The following is a 17,996-nucleotide window of genomic DNA, read 5'->3' as shown; positions in this document are numbered from 1 at the left end:
GCGTTCCGGTTCACCGTGTCGATGCCATGGCAGCTGGCTGGATCTCGGGATCACTGATGCCGCCCCACCTCGACGGCGGAAGGATGATCCAGCGCGCCTTGCCGATGACAGTATCCTCGGGGATCGCGCCGTCGGTCTCGCTGCCGATGTACCAGCGCGAGTCCTTGGAGTTGTTGCGGTTGTCGCCCATCATCCAGAGGTGATCCTCGGGGACGGTCACCGTGGGAAAGCAGCGCCGGGAGGCTGGTGAGGTACCGCAATCCAGCACGCCAGGCTCGAACGGGAAGTCCGACACCACGTAGGGCTCGTCGATCGGCTGGCCATCCACGGTGACGCGCCCCTCTGCGTCGCAGCAGGCCACGGTCTGGCCGCCAGTGGCGATAACGCGCTTGACCAGGTCGTTCTCATCGGGCGGGACGACCCCGATCGCGGAACCGACTTCCTGGAGCCCGCGCACAACGATGTTGTCCGATCGAGTGGAGACAAATCCCTCGGCCCATGGCCCGGTGCCACGGAAAACCAGCACGTCGCCGGGGCGCGGATCGGCAAACCGGTAGGTGATCTTCTCCACGACGATGCGATCCCCGGTGCAGCCCGGGCAACCGTGCAAAGTCGGTTCCATGGATTCCGAGGGGATCACGTATACCCGGGCGACGAAGGTCTGGATGACGAAGCTCAGCGCGAGGGCGATGACCAGCAGGATCGGCAGTTCCCTCCAGAAGGAGCCTTCCTTCTTGGGGGGTTCTTCCTTCTTGCTCACGGGATCCTGCCGATCATCGTCGTCGCTGCTGCGGAACGCGGAGGCGTCACTGCCGGGGTCATGCGGGCGCGGGTCGGTCACGCGACCAGCCTAGCGATGCGCATGCCCCCGGAGCGGCCGACTCTCAGCGCTTCTCCTTGATCTTGGCAGCCTTGCCACGGAGGTCGCGCAGGTAGTAGAGCTTCGCGCGACGCACGGCACCGCGGGTGACGACGTCGATCTTGGCGATGTTGGGGCTGTGCATGGGGAACGTGCGCTCCACGCCACAACCGAAGGAGACCTTGCGGACGGTGAAGGTCTCGCGGATGCCGCCGCCGGAGATGCGGATCACGACGCCCTTGAAGACCTGGACGCGTTCCTTGGATCCTTCGATGACCTTGACGTGTACTTCCAGCGTGTCGCCAGCGCGGAAGGCCGGGATGTCATCGCGCATCGACTTGGCGTCGAGTGAGTCCAGCGTGTTCATAGTGTGTTATTCCTCGCGTATTCGCGTGACGGGTAGAGGAACCGAGTGGCACGCGGGCTCGTCTGGTTCATACCCCTGGGTGATGGCCGCGCGCCGCGGACTGCGACGGGCAACCCTGCAATCATGCCAGACCGGTATCGGCGTTGGAAAACCGGAGCTTCATGCCACGCCCCGGCCCCTGCGCTGAGACTGGCCGGGATCAGTTGCGTCCGGAGTACCCCGCCTTGCGCAAGGCATCCGCGAGGGATCCCCCGGCGGGTGGCGGCGTGCTGCGACCCGCGTTCTGTTGCTTGCCACTGGGCGCGCTCCTGCGGCCCTCGCGTCGCCGTGGCGCGGGACTTTCCCGCGGTGCTGCATCGCTGCTTGGCGCGATGTCGTCGTCGAGTCGCAGCGTGAGGCTGATCCGGTTGCGGGGCACGTCCACGCTGGTGACCTTGACCTTGACGACGTCGCCGGAGCGCACGACTGATCGTGGGTCGGAGACGAACGAGCTGGACATCGCGGAGACGTGGACAAGACCATCCTGGTGCACACCGATGTCAACGAAGGCTCCGAAGGCCGCCACGTTCGTCACGGTTCCCTCGAGCACCATTCCGGGCTTCAGGTCGGAGAGGGTGTTGACGCCCTCGGCGAACCGGGCCGCCTTGAACTCAGGGCGCGGGTCACGGCCGGGCTTCTCGAGCTCGGCAAGGATGTCGGTGATAGTGGGGACGCCGAAGGCATCATCGACGAAGTCCTCCGGGCGCAACGCGGACAGCACCCGGGAATTGCCGAGCAGGCTGCCGATGGCGGTGCCGCTGCTCGCCACGATGCGCCGCACGACGGGGTATGCCTCGGGGTGCACGGCGCTGGCATCGAGCGGGTCGTCGCCGCCGGTGATCCGCAGGAAGCCCGCGCACTGCTCGTAGGCCTTGGGACCAAGCCGGGGCACATCAAGGAGCGCGGAACGGCTGGTGAACGCGCCGCGGTCATCACGATGCGCCACGATATTCTCGGCGAGCGCTGGGGTGATGCCGGAGACACGGGCGAGCAATGGCACGGATGCCGTATTGACGTCCACTCCGACAGCGTTGACGGCATCCTCGACGACAGCGTCGAGCGAACGCGCGAGGAGCGTCTCGGACACATCGTGCTGGTACTGGCCCACCCCGATGGACTTGGGGTCGATCTTGACGAGCTCAGCGAGCGGATCCTGCAGCCGACGGGCGATGGAGACCGCGCCGCGCAACGAGACATCAAGGCCGGGGAGCTCGCGGGTAGCGTAGGCGGAAGCCGAGTAGACGGAGGCCCCGGCCTCGGAGACGACGATCTTGGTGGGCTTGGAGCCCGGTATGCGGGTGATCAGCTCGGTGGCGAGCGCGTCGGTCTCGCGCGAGGCAGTGCCGTTGCCGATCGCGATGAGGTCGACGCCGTGGCGCGAGACAAGCGCGGTGAGCACGCCCAGGGCTTGCTCCCACTGCCCCTGCGGCTTGTGCGGGTAGATGGCGGTGGTCTCGAGGACCTTGCCGGTGTGGTCGATGATCGCGACCTTCACTCCGGTGCGGTAGGCAGGATCGAGGCCCATCGTGGTGCGGGCGCCCGCAGGAGCGGCAAGCAGCAGGTCACGGACGTTCTGGCCGAAAACTTCGACCGCGTCCTGCTCGGCGGAGTGCCGGAGACGATTGCGGATATCGATGCTCGAGCTCACGTAGAGCTTGGTGCGCCAGGCCCAGCGGACCGTGTCGGCAAGCCAGCGATCCGCGGGCCGTCCTTGATCCGCGATGCCCATGCGGGCCGCGATCCGGTTCTCGTAGGCCGTCGTGGCCCGGGGATCCTCCGGATCCGCCGGATGCGGATCGATCGTGAGGGCCAGCGCACCCTCCTTCTCGCCACGCAACAGTGCCAGGACGCGGTGCGAGGGCAAGGTGCGGAAAGGCTCGGAGAAATCGAAGTAATCGGAGAACTTCGAAGCATTCTGGTCCTGCCCTGGCTTGCCCACAGCAGTGATGCGCCCCTGGCTCCACATGAGCTCACGGATCTCGCCCACGAGGTCAGCGTCCTCGGAGATGCGCTCGATCAGGATGGCCCGGGCACCGTCGAGAGCGGCGGCAGCATCGGCAACATTGCGGTCCGGGTCCACATAGCCCTCGGCGATGGCGTGAGGGTCATGGCTGGGGTCATCAAGCAGGGCGGTGGCGAGGGGCTCGAGCCCTGCCTCCCGCGCGATCTGGGCCTTGGTGCGCCGCTTCGTCTTGTAGGGCAGATAGATGTCCTCGAGCCGCGCCTTGGTCGCGGCCTGGTGGATCTGCTCGGAGAGGGTCGCGGTGAGCTTGCCCTGGGCGGCGATCGACTCGAGGATTGCCTCGCGTCGCTGGTCGAGCTCGCGGAGATAGTGCCTGCGCTCGTCGAGCTCGCGCAGCTGGGCATCATCGAGGCCGCCCGTCGCTTCCTTCCGGTAGCGCGCCACGAAGGGGACGGTGGCGCCATCATCGAGCAACGAGATCGCGGCGGCGGCCTGCCAGACGGCGATGCCAAGTTCTTCCGCGATGCGTTCGGGCACGGGCTTCACAGCTGTCTTCACGGCGGGCAGATTACCTGCTCGATCCGACAATGCTGCGGCGCGCTGCTCGCCGGCGGTTCATTCAGCGCGCGGCCCGCCAGCCGCGAGGTCATCGAGAAACTGCTGGTCGGCGGGGGAAAGTTCGACGGAATCAAGCAGTTCCGGGCGGCGCTGCGCGGTGAGGCGCAAGGATTGCTGCCGCTTCCAGGAAGCCACGCGGGCGTGGTCACCCGACAGCAGGATCGGAGGCACATCGAGGCCTCTCCAGGACGCAGGCCGGGTGTAGCTGGGGCCTTCGAGCAGCCCGTCGGAGAACGAATCCTCCTGGTGGGACTGCTGGTTGCCGAGCACTCCGGGCAGGAGCCGCGCGACGGCCTCGACCATCACGAGGACGGCGACCTCGCCGCCGATGAGGATGTAGTCGCCGAGCGACACCTCCTCGACCCGCGCACGCCGGCCCGCATCATCGATGACGCGTTGATCGATGCCTTCGTAACGGCCACAAGCAAAAACGATGCGTGGCTCGCGCGCCCAGCGCTCCGCGGTTCGCTGGGTGAAGGGTTCGCCGGCGGGGGTGGGAAACACGAGCAGGGCGTCATCGGGACACACATCGTCCAGGGCGGGGCCCCAGACGACGGGCTTCATGACCATGCCGGGCCCGCCGCCGTACGGCGAGTCGTCGACCGACTTGTGGACGTCGCTCGTCCAGTCGCGCAGGTCGTGGATGCCCACGTCGATGATCCCCCGCTCGCTAGCCTTGCCGAGCAAGGATTCGCGCAACGGACGGAGGTACTCGGGGAAGATAGTGATGACGTCGAGGCGCACGCGAGCGCTCAGAGCTCCAGCAGTCCATCGGGCGGCGCGATAGTGATGCGGCCCCCGGCGAGGTCGATACCAGGCACGATCTCGGTCACGAACGGAACGAGCACTTCCTTGCCATCCGTGGTGGTGATCGCGAGCAACTCGCCCGCAGCAGTGTGCAGGACCTCGCGGACGGTGCCGAGTTCCTCGCCGCTGGCGGCGAGGAAGGCTCGCAGTCCCTCGAGCTCGTGATCGTAGTAGGAATCGTCATCGGCGGGAGGAATGTCCGCGCTGTCGATCACGAACATCGTGCCGCGCAGCTCATCGGCCATGTCGCGGTCCTGGACACCCTCGAGGCGCACGAGAAGCCGGCCCGAGTGCTCGCGCACCGACTCGATCACGAAGGGGCGTGTCGCGCGCTCGCGTTCCCGCCGCCCGCGCAGCTCGAGGCCCGGCACGAATCGCTCCTCGGGGGCGTCGGTGCGCACCTCGACGACAAGCTCGCCCTTCACGCCGTGGGATCGAGCGACACGACCGATCACAAGTTCCATGACAGCGCGTTCAGTTGTCGGTATCGACGACGTCTACACGAATGCCACGTCCGCCAACCGCCGAGACGAGTGTCCGCAGCGCGGTGGCCGTGCGCCCGTTGCGACCGATCACCTTGCCCAGGTCCTCAGGATGGACATGGACTTCGATGGTGCGGCCGCGACGGTTGGTGATCAAACCGACGCGCACCTCGTCCGGCTGGCCAACAATGCCACGGACGAGGTGCTCGACGGCGTCAACGAGGACGGAGCTCACTTCTGCGCGGCCTCATCAGCCGATGCGTCTGCGGTCGCCTCGGCAGCGGCCTTCTTCAGGGACTTCGCCGGGGCGGGAGCCTCGCCATCAGCCTCGGCAAGCGCGGCCTGGAACAGCTCGAGCTTGGTGGGCTTGGGCTTGGCGGACCGGAGGGTTCCCTCGGTGCCGGGGAGGCCCTTGAACTTCTGCCAGTCGCCAGTGATCTTCAGGATCGCGAGCACCGGCTCGGTCGGGAGTGCGCCGACGCCGAGCCAGTACTGGGCCCGATCGGACTTCACGTCGATGAGGCTGGGCTCTTCCTTCGGGTGGTACTTCCCGATCGTCTCGATCGCGCGGCCATCACGGCGCGTGCGCGAGTCAATGACGATGATGCGGTACTGGGGGTTGCGGATCTTGCCGAGCCGCTGGAGTCGGATCTTAACAGCCACGCTAGTAGCGCTCCTTCATGATGAACACGGTGCAATTCAGCGATGCACCCGGTCGGTGCACCCGGTTTTGCGGTTTCGTGGTCCCGCACGGCACCCGTCCGCATCGGCCTGCGCATCAGCTTATCGCTGGGGAGACAGACCAACCGCGTCGTTGAGCCAAAGGGGAACAGCGCACAATTGTGCCAGATGCCGGGGCGAATGTGGTAATTCCGCTCAGGGCATGATCGCGGGCAGGAAGAGCACGCTCAGCGCGGGCAATGAGTTGTTGACACTGTGCGCCACGATCGGAGCCAGCACGCCCCCGGTGTAGAGGCGCGCGAATCCGAAGACCAGCCCCGCGAAGATCAGGATCCCCGCCCGCCAGGGTTCCGCGTGCCAGGCAGCGAAGAGCAGTGCAGTCAGCACCAGCACACTGATGTTCCCGCTCACGGCCTGGGCCAGCCAGCGCCAGCGCCTCGCATGGCGCTGCTTCTCCAGCGCCCCCCACACGATGCCCCGGAAGATGATCTCCTCGACGATTGGGGCACCGATCCAGATCCACATGGCCAGCACGATCCGCCACCCCAGGGTCTGGTCAGCGAGTTCTTGAAGCGGACCGGTCGGGATGTCGTCGCTGAGCCCGAACAGGGCAAGCGCGAGCAGCAGTCCCCCGAGCACTGCTGCCGCACCGAGCACGAGCCCGACGCCGGCTTGCGCGCCTGCCTCGCGCAGCGACCGGGGCAGGCCAAGGTCGATCATGGGCCCGCTTCCGCGCGCCTTGGTGATGACTACGCCCACCAGAGCTGCGAGCAATGTCGGGATGATCACGGCGATCACGAGCAACGGGCTCGCGGGATCAACGAGGAGCGCCGCGACGGCGAAGCCGGCGAAATTGGTGGCGAGGACAAGGATCGCGGCGCCCATGCCCCAGCGCTGCCCGGGGATGCGCCGCGCGCGTGATTCCCCCGCGCGCTTCCAGCGTTCCGGTGGACCTATGGGCGCTGCTGGGCCTGGCGCGCCGAGCGGCCGGGGCTGGATGGGTTGCCGCTGCCAGAGCTCGCGCGGATCCGAGCTGCCATGCACTGCCGGGGCGGGCCGCTGAATGCTGGTGGGATACCACCAGTCCTTCGGGAGGGGCGGGGTGTGTCCGGAAGCGTCGCGGGAACCGTTGCCGGGACCGCCATGCTCGGGTCCATCGCGCTCGGGTTCATCGTGCTCGGGGCCGCTGGCCTTGGCGTTCCCATCCTCTGTGCCATCATCCTCTGGGCCTGCTCCCCCGGGCCCGCTCATGCCACCACTGTGCCCGCGCAGAGGATGCGGACTGGGTGCCGCAGGACCTGGGGCCGGGATCGTGGATCCTCGAGGTAGACGACGGCGTCAGCGCGTTCTCCGGCGCTGAACGCCGTGTCTGCTCCCAGCCAGTCGCGCGCCGACCAGCTTGCAGCGGCGATGGCCTGCTCGGTAGTCATCGCGTGCTCGCGGAGCTTATCGATCTCGTCGGCGATGCGCCCATGCTCGACCATCCCGCCGGCATCGGTTCCGGTGTAGACGGGGACTCCGGCCTCCACGGCATCGCGAACCGTGTGCCCCACCCGCGCGTGCAGGTCGCGCATGTGTGCCGCGTAGGCGGGGAAGCGCGAGGCGCTGTCGGCGATGCTGGGAAAGTTGTCGATATTGACCATGGTGGGCACGAGGGCTATGCCATCGCGCGCCATCTGGTCGATGGTGCTCGCGGTGAGCCCGGTCCCATGCTCGATGCAGTCGATTCCGGCGTCGAGCAGATCGGGCAGCGCATCCTCGCCGAAGACATGCGCGGTGACGCGAGCGCCTTCCTCATGGGCAGCCGCGATGGCCTCGCGCAGGATCTCCCGGCTCCAGAGGGGCGCGAGGTCACCGGTGCCCCGGTCGATCCAGTCGCCAACGAGCTTGACCCAGCCATCCCCGGCGCGGGCCTGCCGGCGCACCTCATCGGGCAGGTCCTTCTCGTTCTCGACGTCGATGCCGAGGTCGCGGATGTACCGCTTGGGCGCGGCGATGTGCCGGCCCGCTCGGATGATCCGCGGCATCGCTTCCTCGTCGTCGAGGAACCGGGTGGGAATGGGTGATCCCGCGTCACGCGCGAGCAGCACGCCGGCCCGAGCCTCGACGGAGGCTTGCTCACGGGCGCCCTCGGCGGTCTCGTGTCCGCCACCGAATCGGATCCCGATGTGGCAGTGAGCGTCAACCAGCCCCGGGGTGATCCAGCCGTCGGAGACGATGGTGGTGGCCTTGGGCACGGGCTCGCGAACCCACTTGCCGTCGACGATCCACAGGTCGGTGGACTGCTCGTCAGGCAGGGTGATTCCGTGCAGGTGGAGCGCTCCCACGGTCTGCTACCGCTTCTTGCCCTGGTTGGGCAGCTTCAGCTGGGAGAGATCGAGGCCCTCGAGCCCGGGGGGCAGCTCATCGAGGCCCTTGGGCATCGACGACAGGTCGGGCATGCCCGGTGGCATTCCCATTCCGGGCGGCAGGCCACCGCGCACCTTTGGTGGCGTGGGACCGCGGCCCTTGCCCTTGCCCTTCTTGCCCTTGCGGGTCTTCGATCGGCGCTGCTGGTTGCCACCGGGAAGGCCCATTCGCCCAGCCATCGCGGACATCATCTTGCGGGCCTCGAAGAAGCGATCGACGAGCTGGTTGACCTCGGAGACGGAGACGCCCGAGCCGTTGGCGATGCGCAACCGGCGGGAGGCGTTGATGATCTTGGGATTGTCCCGCTCGGCAGGAGTCATGCCGCGAATGATGGCCTGGATGCGGTCGAGGTGCTTCTCGTCGACCTGTTCGAGCGCGTCCTTCATCCCGCCCGCGCCGGGCAGCATGCCCATCAGGTTCGCGATGGGGCCCATCTTGCGGATGGACATGAGCTGATCGAGGAAGTCCTCGAGGGTGAGCTCGCCCGAGCCGATCTTGTGCGCGGTCGCCTCGGCCTGGTCCGCGTCAAAGACCTGCTCGGCCTGCTCGATGAGGCTGAGCACATCACCCATGCCGAGGATGCGGCTGGCCATGCGATCCGGGTGGAAGACATCGAAATCCTCGAGCTTCTCGCCGGAGGAGGCGAACATGATGGGCTTGCCGGTGACATCGCGGACGCTGAGCGCCGCGCCGCCGCGGGCATCGCCATCAAGCTTGGTCAGCACGACGCCGGTGAAGCCCACGCCCTCGGCGAAGGCGTTCGCGGTCATCACCGCGTCCTGGCCGACCATGGAATCGAGCACGAACAGTGTCTCGTCGGGCTGCACGGCATCACGGATGCCGGCGGCCTGCGCCATCAGCTCCTCGTCGATGCCAAGGCGGCCCGCGGTATCGACGATCACGATGTCATGCTGCTTGGCGCGAGCCTCGGCCACGCCCTCGCGCGCAACGTTGATCGGATCGGAGACGGTGACCTCGCGAGCCGCTCCCCCATCGCTGACCGAGGTGCCCGGGTGCGGCGCGAACACCGAGACGCCCGCGCGCTCGCCGACGATCTTCAGCTGGGTGACCGCGCCGGGACGCTGCAGGTCGCAGGCGATCAGCAGCGGCGTGTGGCCCTGCTTGCGCAGGTAGAGCGCGAGCTTGCCCGCGAGGGTGGTCTTGCCGGAGCCCTGGAGGCCCGCGAGCATGATGACGGTCGGCGGGTTCTTCGCCAGCGTCAGGCGCCGGGTCTCGCCGCCGAGGATCCCGACGAGCTCCTCGTTGACGATCTTGACGACTTGCTGCGCGGGGTTGAGGGCACCGTGCACCTCGGCACCCTTGGCGCGCACCTTGATCCGCTTGATGAACTCACGGACTACGGGAAGCGCGACATCGGCCTCGAGCAGGGCGAGCCGGATCTCGCGGCAGGTGGCGTCGATGTCCGCGTCGGTGAGCCGCCCTTTGCCTCGCAACCCCTTGAACGCACCATTCAACCTGTCTGACAGGGAATCGAACACCGACCGCACTCCTTATTCGTCCATCACTGCGCCGCGCTGCTTGCATTGCTGGCCACTCGGGATCGCCGCGCTTCCGGTGGCACTCCCTACAGGGTAACCGCCTAGCCCATGGAGATTACCCGCAGCGCGCGTGCTAGCGCGCAAGCCGTGCCGCGCGGGGCAGGACGGCACGCACCGCCGCGTCCGCGCGGGACCGGGTCCCGGGCCCGTCCGGCAGTGCCACGCAGAACACATCATCCACGTATGCGCCCATCGTGGCCACCTTTGCCCAGCGGATATCAGCACCGCCCCGCTCGAGCGCGCCCGCTACGCGGGAGAGCAGCCCGAGGCTATCGGCGGAACGCACCTCGAGGATGCCCTCGGCAGGGTCTCCCGCCGGCAGCCAGCGGATCACCGGAGGCGCATCGGCATGCTGGGCTGGCACCGCCGCGACCTGGGTACCGAGCACGCCAGTGCCCGGCGGCGTGATGTCATCAGGCAGCGCATCGCAGGAGATATCGGTCCCGAGCGACGGGCCTGCCGTGGTGCGCTCCCGCTCATCGAGCATCGCCTGGATGTCAAGGTCCCCCGCGAGGGCGCGGGCGAGCTCCTGGCGCAGGAATCCCGCATCGGGCGGGCTGCCGAACTTCGGCGACACCATGAACACGTTGAGCGCGGCGCCATCCTGCCCGGCCACCGAGGCCGCGTGCACGCGCAGCGAGTGCAGCGTCAGCAGCCCAGCGGCCTTCGCGAGCAGGCCAGGCGCATCGGGACCGGTGATGGCGAGCTCATACATGTGATTGCGGTCGGTCGGGCGCAAGGACACCCGCAGCGCGACCTTGCCGTCGGCGGCAGGCTCGAGGCGCTCGAGCAGCTCAGGCTGCACCGGATCGGGGGCAGGCAGCTCATCACCGTCCATGGCGTGCTCGCATCGACGCACGAGCTCGCTGATCAGCGTGGCCTTCCACTCGCCCCACACCCCGGGCCCGGTGGCGAGGGAGTCTGCCTCGGCGAGAGCATGGAGCAGCTCGAGCAGTACCCGGGATCCACCCAGCGTCTCGGCCACGAAGCGAGCCACGTCCGGATCAGTGACGTCCCGTCGGGTCGCGGTATGCGGCAGCAGCAGGTGGTGGCGCACCATCGCCCGCAGGGTCGCGATGTCGGCCCTGGGCAGGCCCATGCGGTTGCCGATGTGCTCCGCGATCTCGGCACCGACGACGCTGTGGTCACCGCCCCGGCCCTTGCCGAGATCGTGGAGCAGCGCGCCGAGCAGCAGGAGGTCGGGCCGCGAGACACGGGTGGTGAGCGCATCGGCGTAGGCGACGGTCTCCACGAGGTGGCGATCCACCGTCCAGGTGTGGATGGCATCGCGCGGGGGCAGATCGCGCACGGCGCCCCATTCGGGCAGGATCCTGCCCCACAATCCTGTCCGGTCGAGCGCCTCGATGACGGGGATCATGGCGCGGCCCGAGCCGAGCAGCACCAGCAGGTCATGCACGGCCTCGCGCGGCCAGGGCGCCTTGAGCTCGGGCGCCGTCTCCGACAAGCGTGCCAGCGTGCCCGCGGAGAACGGAAAGCCGCTGGTGGCCGAAGCGGCGGCGGCACGAAGCACCAGTGCCGGGTCACGCTGGGGACGGGCATCGCGGGCGAGCACGACCTCGCCGGACTGCTCGACGACTCCTTCATCGAGGGGATGCCGCGATGGTGATCGCCGCAGCCCGCCGAGCATGCCCTTCGGCAAGGCGTTACGAGCGGTGCGGATGCCGGTCTCGGTGGCAAAGCTGATGGTGCGGGCGCAGTCGCTGAGAGTGCGCGCGAGATCGAACCGATCGCCAATGCCCAGCGCCGCGGCCACCTCATCGGCATCCTGGGCGCGCAGCTGGTCGCGGGCACGGCCAGCGACGCGATGCTGCTCGGTGCGGATATCGAGTAGCTTTCGGTGGGCCTCGTGGACGCCTCCGCGCGGGTCATCGCTGCGGATGCTAGGCGTCACGTTGGTCAACTGCGCCACCGACAGCGCATGCAGCAGCTGAATATCGCGCAGGCCACCACGGCCGTTCTTGAGGTCCGGCTCGGCGCGGTGGGCGATCTCCCCGTGGCGCTGCCACCGCTGCTCGGCCTGCTCGATCAGCTCCCCGAAACGGCCACGGATGCTCGACCGCCACTGGTTGCGCACACCGTCGGAGAGCTGCCTGCTCAGCTCGGGATCGCCCACGATGTGCCGCCCCTCGAGCATGCCGAGCAGCGCGGTCATGTCCTTGCTCGCCACTTCGATCGCCTGGGGCACGGTGCGGACGCTGTGGTCGAGCTTGATGTGCGCGTCCCACAGCGGGTACCACAGGCTGTCGGCGACGGTGGAGAGCGTCGCTGGATCCGCATCCTCATGCAGCAGGATCAGGTCCAGGTCGGAGAACGGCAGCATCTCGCGCCGCCCGAGGCCACCGACGGCAACAACCGCGAACCCGCTATCGGGGGTGATGCCCAGCTCGGCTCCCTTGGTGTGCAGCCAGATCTCGTAGAGATCGACGAACACATCGCGCACAGCGGGCGCGTCGAGCTTGGCTGTCGCTTCGATCAGTTGCTTCCGGGCCCTGGCGAGGTCAGCGGATGGCGCGGTGGTCACGGATGGCACTCCCTTGGAATAGACGTGGCCCCGCTGCCCGCGCTGCATCGCGGGTGCGGGGCCACTGGAGATTGGGGTCGGGTCAGATCGCGTCGGTGCCGCGCTCGCCGGTGCGGACCCGGATAACGGCCTCGACGGGGGTTACCCATACCTTGCCGTCACCGATCTTGCCGGTGCGCGACGCCTCGACGATGATCTCGACGACCTTGTCGACCGAGGTTTCCTCGACAACGACCTCGATCTTCATCTTGGGAACGAAGTCCACCGAGTACTCCGCGCCGCGGTAGACCTCGGTGTGGCCCTTCTGGCGGCCGTAGCCCTGGACCTCGCTGACGGTCATGCCAAGCACTCCGGCCTGCTCGAGGCCTGTCTTGACGTCTTCAAGCGTGAACGGCTTCACGATGGCCGTGATCAGCTTCATGGATTGATCCCTCCGGAAACGATGGGTGGCTTGCTGCGGTTTCGTTGTGGTCGCGGCGGACGGTACCCCGGCCAGGTATTCCCCGGATGGGCCCGCCCGCCGCGCTTGCTACCTCAATTGTGCCTGGATCATGATCATTCCCGGGGGCGGATCATGGTCCATCGGTGACGTTGCTCAGACGAGGTCGTACGCGGACTCCGCGTGCTCGGTCTCATCGATGCCGCGGTGCTCGTCCTCATCGCTGATGCGCCAGCCGAGCGGCTTGAGCAGCATCGCGATCACGAAGGTCACCACTGCGGCGAAGACCACGGCCACCAGCGCGATGAGCGTCTGGACGACCAGCTGGCCGATGCCATTGCCGTAGAAGAGGCCGGTCTCGGTAGCGAGGAAGCCGATCGCGACGGTGCCCCACAGGCCGGCGACAAGGTGCACGCCCACGACATCGAGCGAGTCGTCGTAGCCGAACTTGAACTTCAGGCCGACCGCGAGGGCCGACAGGATGCCAGCGACAGCGCCGAGAGCGATGGAGCCGACCGGGCTGATCGATCCAGCTGCCGGAGTGATCGCGACGAGGCCGGCGACGATGCCGGATGCGGCGCCAAGGCTGGTGGCCTTGCCGTCGCGAATGCGCTCCACCAGCAACCAGCCGAGGATCGCGGCGCAGGTAGCAGTCGTCGTGTTGACCCATGCGAGGCCAGCCATGCCGTCCGCGGCGTAGGCGGAGCCAGCGTTGAAGCCGAACCAGCCGAACCACAGCAGCGCGGCACCGAGCATGACGAACGGCAGGTTGTGCGGACGGAACGCGGTCTTGCCGAAGCCCTTGCGCTTGCCAACGATCAGGGCCAGCACGAATGCCGCCACACCAGCGTTGATGTGCACCACGGTGCCACCGGCGAAGTCGATCGGGCCGATGCCGTCGAACATGTCCGCGAACGGCCCATCATCAGAGAGCAGGCCACCGCCCCACACCATGTGGGCGAGCGGGAAGAACGATGCCGTGACCCACAGCGCCACGAACGCGAGCCAGGTGCTGAACTTGACGCGCTCGGCGAGGGCACCGCTGATCAAGGCCACCGTGATGATCGCGAAGGTGGCCTGGAAGCCCACATCGACGATCACGGGCAGGCCATCGGAGAGGACGAAGCTGCCATCCTCGTTGTAGATGGTCCCGCTCAGCCCGAACTGCTCGAATGGATTTCCGAAGATTCCACCAATGCTGTCGGACGCATAGGACATCGACCAGCCCCACAGCACGTAGATGACACCGACGACACCGAGGGTGCCGAAAGACATCATCATCATGTTGAGAACTGACTTCTCCCGGGACATGCCGCCATAGAAGAAAGCAAGGCCCGGGGTCATCAGCAGGACCAATGATGCGGACACCAGCATCCATGCGGTGGTGCCGTAATTGATCTCGTCCACCTAAATCCTCCTCCTGGCGTACCGGTCTGTACGCCGCCTGAGGTGATACTGCTGATGCGTTGTTTCCGCTGGGGCGCTGACATGTTTCCCTAGCGTGAACGAACACCGGATTTGTGTTACCCGCACGTTGCACCTGGGGTTATTCGCCCGAATTACTCCGTTAGCGGAAGCGCTGAGACAGGCGAGCCGGTGTGTGCTGGATCACTCTGCGGGGCAACGCCATCAGCGAGCAGATCGCCCTGCGCGGGGGTCGCGCCCCCGCCCAACGGTGCTGGCGCGGGGGCTGGCGCTGCCGGCGCTGGGGCGGGCGCTGGGGCAGGCTGTTCGATGACCGGGCTTCCCACGCCGAGCCAGCCAGCCCCCGCTCGACTGCTTCCATCCGCCCCCATCCCGGGGCTGCACACCGCCTCCGTGAGCGCCGGGCAGCCGCCCGGAGGAGCCACGCCATCGGCCACGCCCTGCCCGGCCCAATGCACCCCGCTGCCGCGGTTGAGCAGCATCGCGGACGAACCACCGCTATCGAGCTGCACCCCCATCGTCGCGCCCAGGCCACGCAGCAGATCCCGCAGCTCCGACTGCGTCAACCCGCTCTCCCGATCCATCGAGGAACCCGCCTGCACGAAGAACAAGCGATCCAGCACGGGGCTATAGGCCACCGCGCTGCGCGCCGCCCGCACGCCATCCGGTGCATCCACGGCGCCGCTCGGATGCAGCAGGGACAAGCCCGAGAACGCCGTCACCACCCGGCGCGACTCATGCAGCTCCGCGAGCCGGGATTCGGCCGCGGCATTGTCGAACGGCGACGGCGCCACGATCATCTCGATCGAGCTCGCCGCCGTGCCATCGCCGCTGATGATGAACGTCGCAAGCCGTCCCCAGCCCTGCTCCAGCTCGCCCGTCAGCCCTTTCGGGCCCGAATAGAACTGCGCGTCCGACTCGGGCCCGTGGCCCTGCAACCGTGCCGAGTTATCGAAATACACCCCGAAAGGCACGCTGCATCCGGATTCCCGCCACGTAGCGCCACTCACCTGGGGACGGACATCGAAGAAGTTCGTATTGATGAGGATCGCGGGCCGCTGCAGCGCCTCCCATGCTTCGCCGGCGTCGAGCAGCTCCATGGATTGCTCCGTGCCATCCGCGGTGGCCGCACCGGGGGTGCTCTCGCACCGTCCCGACTCCCCCGGAGCCTCGGTGAGCAACCGTCCGGTGATGGTGCGGCTCGCGTTCGGCACCGCCACGATGCGCGCATCACGCGGCAACGAGTACCGGCTGCGATCCTCCCGCTGCAGCGGCATCGGCGCGTCCGGCCCGGTCTGGTAGGCCAGGACGCTGCCCGCCGCTGCATCGACCGCGTTGTTCCACAACACCCTCGCGTCGTGTGGGCCAGCGGGATCCTGGGCGCCAGCCGAAGGGGCAAGCACGAGCGACATGCTCGCCATCGCGGCGGCAACTGATATGCAGAACCGGGCACGCATGGTCCACCTCCGACGGGGCTGCGCGGGGAAACAACCTCTTCCCGCACCCTGCCCCTTCGTGGCCCGGGCCGTCGACAACGACCCAGCATGCGCGCCCGGTTCGACGCGGAAGCGTTATGGCAGCGACATCACAACAGGGCGTTGACGAATGCCTCCGGCTCGAACGGCGCCAGATCATCCGCGCCCTCGCCGAGGCCCACGAGCTTCACCGGGACACCGAGCTGATGCTGCACCTGGAACACGATGCCGCCCTTCGCGGTGCCATCGAGCTTCGTCAGCACCACACCACTGATGTCCACCACCTCAGCGAACACCTTCGCCTGGTTCAGGCCGTTCTGCCCCACCGTTGCATCAAGCACGAGCAACACCTCATCGACCTTGGCGCGCTTCTCCACGACCCGCTTCACCTTGTCCAGCTCATCCATCAAGCCAGTCTTGGTGTGCAAGCGGCCCGCGGTATCGACCAGCACCACGTCCACCCCGGCCTCGATGCCACGGGAGACAGCGTCGTACGCCACCGATGCCGGATCGGCACCCTCCCTGCCGCGCACCGTCTCCGCGCCCACGCGCTCGCCCCACGTCTGCAACTGATCGGCCGCAGCAGCGCGGAACGTATCCGCAGCGCCCAGCAGCACGCGGCGGCCATCCGCCACGAGCACTCGAGCCAGCTTGCCCGTGGTCGTGGTCTTGCCAGTCCCATTGACACCCACCACGAGCAACACTGACGGCGCATCAGCATGCGGCAGCGCCCTGATCGACCGATCCAGCTCCGGCCGCAACGCCTCCACCAGCACATCCTTGAGCACCGCGCGGGCCTGCGCCTCCGTACGCACCGCGTGCGCCACCATCTGCTCCCGCAGCCGCTCCACGATCATCGTGGTGGTCGCCGACCCCAGATCAGCGATCAGCAGGGTGTCCTCGACCTCCTCCCACGAATCCTCATCGAGGTCGCCACCACCGAGCAGGCCCAGCAAGCTCTTGCCCACTGCGTTCTGCGACCGCGACAAGCGGCCGCGCAGGCGATTCAGGCGCCCCTCGGTCGGCTCGATCTCCTCCAGGACCGGCTCTTCCTCCACCGGTCCCGCGAGCTCCTCGGCAAGCTCCGGCTCGGGCTCCTCGGCCAGCTCGGGCTCCTTGGCTGGCTCTGGCTGGGTCTCGGCGGGTGCTGGGGTCTCGGTATCGCTCTCCTCAGGGAGCTCCACATCCACGATCGGCTTGCGCGGCGCATCGCGCGGCACCGACGCATCATCACCAACCCGCGGCTGGCCGTCATCGTCGGTGCGCTCCCCCGGCTGAACCGGAGGCTCGACTACCCGCGGCCCGTCCGAAGGAGCAGACGGTTCCTTGCGCAGGGGCTCCCTTGGCAGCGGTTCCTTGCTGGGGGGCTCCTTCAGGGCGGTCGATGCGCCCTCGCTGAAGCTGAATCCACCCCGCGCCTGGTAGCCACCAGACTGGTCCTTCTTCTCCAGCTCCGGCGGCGGGGTCAACCGGATCTGTCGACGCTTGTAGAGCACGGTTCCCACGACCAGCAGCACAAGAATGATCGCTGCGATCGCGGCTATGGCAATCCAAAGTTCGGTGGTCACCCCGGCAGTATTCCAAACACACCCGCTTCCCGCCGAAACCCCACCGCCCAGGGCGCTTCCGGCGGCGGGCTTGGGTGCTCGAGCGCGATCGTGAAGACCTGGCCACGCGGGACGTGGCTCGAGTTTCACGATCGGGTGGCGAGCTACTCCCCGGGCAGCAGCATCGTGACCGTCAAGCGGCCGCCTCGTGGAGCAGTCACCGAATGCCGCACCATCGCCTCGAGGTGCACCACGACGCCGGGCCGTAGCTGCACGACCTCCTCCGGCAGCGTGAGCTCGAGCTCGCCCTCGACCCCCTGGATGAGCACGGGATGCCGGGCCGCATGCTCGCGCAGCTCCTGGCCGGGGGAGAACGCGAACGCGACGACCTTCGCCCGGGTTGTCTCCAGCACCACGCCCGCGCCCGGTCCCGATTCGCGCGGCACCGCTGCTCCCATCGCATCCGCCACGATCGTCTCGCTAGGTTCCGCGGCCATCGCGCTGCTCCCTCCGGTTGCTGTGGCCACGGTACCCCGCGGGCCAGCTCACCCCCGGCCCCCGATCGTGAAGACCTGGCCATGTGGGGCGTGGCTGGACTTTCACGATCTGCCGCGGCACCCCCCGAACAGCAAGAAACCCCAGGCCAGAGGTTATCTGACCTGGGGTTACCTGTGTCGGGCTGACAGGATTTGAACCTGCGACCACTTGACCCCCAGTCAAGTGCGCTACCAAGCTGCGCCACAGCCCGCCGCTGACTTCCGAGCTGGTGGGCTCGCTGTCAGCT

The 17,996-nt window shown here is 67.7% G+C and carries 16 protein-coding genes and 1 tRNA gene; all 17 read right to left on the bottom strand.

All coding sequences use genetic code 11. The features are described from left to right. Positions 1–10 precede the first annotated feature (10 nt). Positions 11–841 (bottom strand): signal peptidase I, encoded by an 831-nt coding sequence (gene lepB / locus QC765_RS02305; RefSeq protein WP_373876642.1) that lies wholly within the window; start codon positions 839–841, stop codon positions 11–13. A 43-nt stretch (positions 842–884) separates the two neighbouring features. Then, on the bottom strand, positions 885–1,226 hold the full coding sequence (gene rplS / locus QC765_RS02300) for a 50S ribosomal protein L19 (protein ID WP_278312813.1): 342 nt from the start codon (positions 1,224–1,226) through the stop codon (positions 885–887). Positions 1,227–1,425: 199 nt separating this feature from the next. Continuing rightward, the gene (locus tag QC765_RS02295) at positions 1,426–3,786 is read right to left on the bottom strand and encodes a Tex family protein (RefSeq protein WP_278312812.1); all 2,361 of its coding nucleotides are present in this window, start codon (positions 3,784–3,786) and stop codon (positions 1,426–1,428) included. Between the two features lie 57 nt (positions 3,787–3,843). After that, positions 3,844–4,590, bottom strand: a complete 747-nt coding sequence (gene trmD / locus QC765_RS02290; RefSeq protein ID WP_278312811.1) for a tRNA (guanosine(37)-N1)-methyltransferase TrmD — start codon at positions 4,588–4,590, stop codon at positions 3,844–3,846. Positions 4,591–4,598: 8 nt separating this feature from the next. Beyond that, complete coding sequence (rimM, locus tag QC765_RS02285; protein ID WP_278312809.1) at positions 4,599–5,117, bottom strand: ribosome maturation factor RimM; 519 nt, start codon at positions 5,115–5,117, stop codon at positions 4,599–4,601. A 10-nt stretch (positions 5,118–5,127) separates the two neighbouring features. Continuing rightward, positions 5,128–5,370 carry an RNA-binding protein gene (locus QC765_RS02280; protein ID WP_278312808.1) on the bottom strand — a complete coding sequence of 81 codons (243 nt, stop codon included), beginning with the start codon at positions 5,368–5,370 and terminating at the stop codon, positions 5,128–5,130. Next, complete coding sequence (gene rpsP / locus QC765_RS02275; RefSeq protein ID WP_278312807.1) at positions 5,367–5,798, bottom strand: 30S ribosomal protein S16; 432 nt, start codon at positions 5,796–5,798, stop codon at positions 5,367–5,369. The genes QC765_RS02280 and rpsP overlap by 4 nt, the downstream gene beginning before the upstream one ends. A 213-nt stretch (positions 5,799–6,011) precedes the next feature. Further along, positions 6,012–7,067 (bottom strand): CPBP family intramembrane glutamic endopeptidase, encoded by a 1,056-nt coding sequence (locus tag QC765_RS02270; protein WP_278312806.1) that lies wholly within the window; start codon positions 7,065–7,067, stop codon positions 6,012–6,014. Next, entirely contained in the window at positions 7,064–8,143 is a 1,080-nt protein-coding gene (locus QC765_RS02265) for an amidohydrolase family protein (protein ID WP_278312805.1), read from the bottom strand. The genes QC765_RS02270 and QC765_RS02265 overlap by 4 nt, the downstream gene beginning before the upstream one ends. Positions 8,144–8,149: 6 nt before the next feature. Then, entirely contained in the window at positions 8,150–9,724 is a 1,575-nt protein-coding gene (ffh, locus tag QC765_RS02260; RefSeq protein ID WP_278312804.1) for a signal recognition particle protein, read from the bottom strand. Positions 9,725–9,857: 133 nt separating this feature from the next. Then, positions 9,858–12,374, bottom strand: a complete 2,517-nt coding sequence (locus QC765_RS02255) for a [protein-PII] uridylyltransferase (RefSeq protein WP_373876641.1) — start codon at positions 12,372–12,374, stop codon at positions 9,858–9,860. 34 nt (positions 12,375–12,408) lie between these two features. Then, positions 12,409–12,747 carry a P-II family nitrogen regulator gene (locus QC765_RS02250; protein WP_278312802.1) on the bottom strand — a complete coding sequence of 113 codons (339 nt, stop codon included), beginning with the start codon at positions 12,745–12,747 and terminating at the stop codon, positions 12,409–12,411. 174 nt (positions 12,748–12,921) lie between these two features. Next, positions 12,922–14,139: an ammonium transporter gene (locus QC765_RS02245; protein ID WP_373876652.1), complete on the bottom strand. Its 1,218-nt coding sequence runs from the start codon at positions 14,137–14,139 to the stop codon at positions 12,922–12,924. Positions 14,140–14,324: 185 nt separating this feature from the next. Beyond that, positions 14,325–15,593 (bottom strand): phosphodiester glycosidase family protein, encoded by a 1,269-nt coding sequence (locus QC765_RS02240; RefSeq protein WP_278312800.1) that lies wholly within the window; start codon positions 15,591–15,593, stop codon positions 14,325–14,327. A 182-nt stretch (positions 15,594–15,775) separates the two neighbouring features. Beyond that, on the bottom strand, positions 15,776–17,233 hold the full coding sequence (gene ftsY, locus QC765_RS02235) for a signal recognition particle-docking protein FtsY (protein ID WP_278312799.1): 1,458 nt from the start codon (positions 17,231–17,233) through the stop codon (positions 15,776–15,778). Positions 17,234–17,376: 143 nt separating this feature from the next. Next, a complete protein-coding gene (locus QC765_RS02230; RefSeq protein ID WP_278312798.1) occupies positions 17,377–17,709 on the bottom strand; it encodes a cupin domain-containing protein in 333 nt (110 codons plus the stop codon). A gap of 177 nt (positions 17,710–17,886) precedes the next feature. Beyond that, a tRNA-Pro gene (locus QC765_RS02225) sits at positions 17,887–17,960 on the bottom strand. Positions 17,961–17,996: the final 36 nt, after the last annotated feature.

It is taken from the genome of Hoyosella levis (assembly GCF_026008515.1).
Taxonomy (GTDB): domain Bacteria; phylum Actinomycetota; class Actinomycetes; order Mycobacteriales; family Mycobacteriaceae; genus Lolliginicoccus; species Lolliginicoccus levis.
The sequence above is the reverse complement of the archived record's forward strand: the minus strand, read 5'-3'. Positions and strand labels throughout refer to the sequence as shown.

Excerpts from the sequence above, each read along its gene's own strand:
- rplS (WP_278312813.1), bottom strand. The coding sequence starts at position 1,226 with ATGAACACGCTGGACTCACTCGACGCCAAGTCGATGCGCGATGACATC.
- rimM (WP_278312809.1), bottom strand. The coding sequence starts at position 5,117 with ATGGAACTTGTGATCGGTCGTGTCGCTCGATCCCACGGCGTGAAGGGC.
- QC765_RS02270 (WP_278312806.1), bottom strand. The coding sequence starts at position 7,067 with ATGAGCGGGCCCGGGGGAGCAGGCCCAGAGGATGATGGCACAGAGGAT.
- QC765_RS02255 (WP_373876641.1), bottom strand. The coding sequence starts at position 12,374 with ATGCAGCGCGGGCAGCGGGGCCACGTCTATTCCAAGGGAGTGCCATCC.
- QC765_RS02250 (WP_278312802.1), bottom strand. The coding sequence starts at position 12,747 with ATGAAGCTGATCACGGCCATCGTGAAGCCGTTCACGCTTGAAGACGTC.
- QC765_RS02245 (WP_373876652.1), bottom strand. The coding sequence starts at position 14,139 with ATGCTGGTGTCCGCATCATTGGTCCTGCTGATGACCCCGGGCCTTGCT.
- QC765_RS02230 (WP_278312798.1), bottom strand. The coding sequence starts at position 17,709 with ATGGCCGCGGAACCTAGCGAGACGATCGTGGCGGATGCGATGGGAGCA.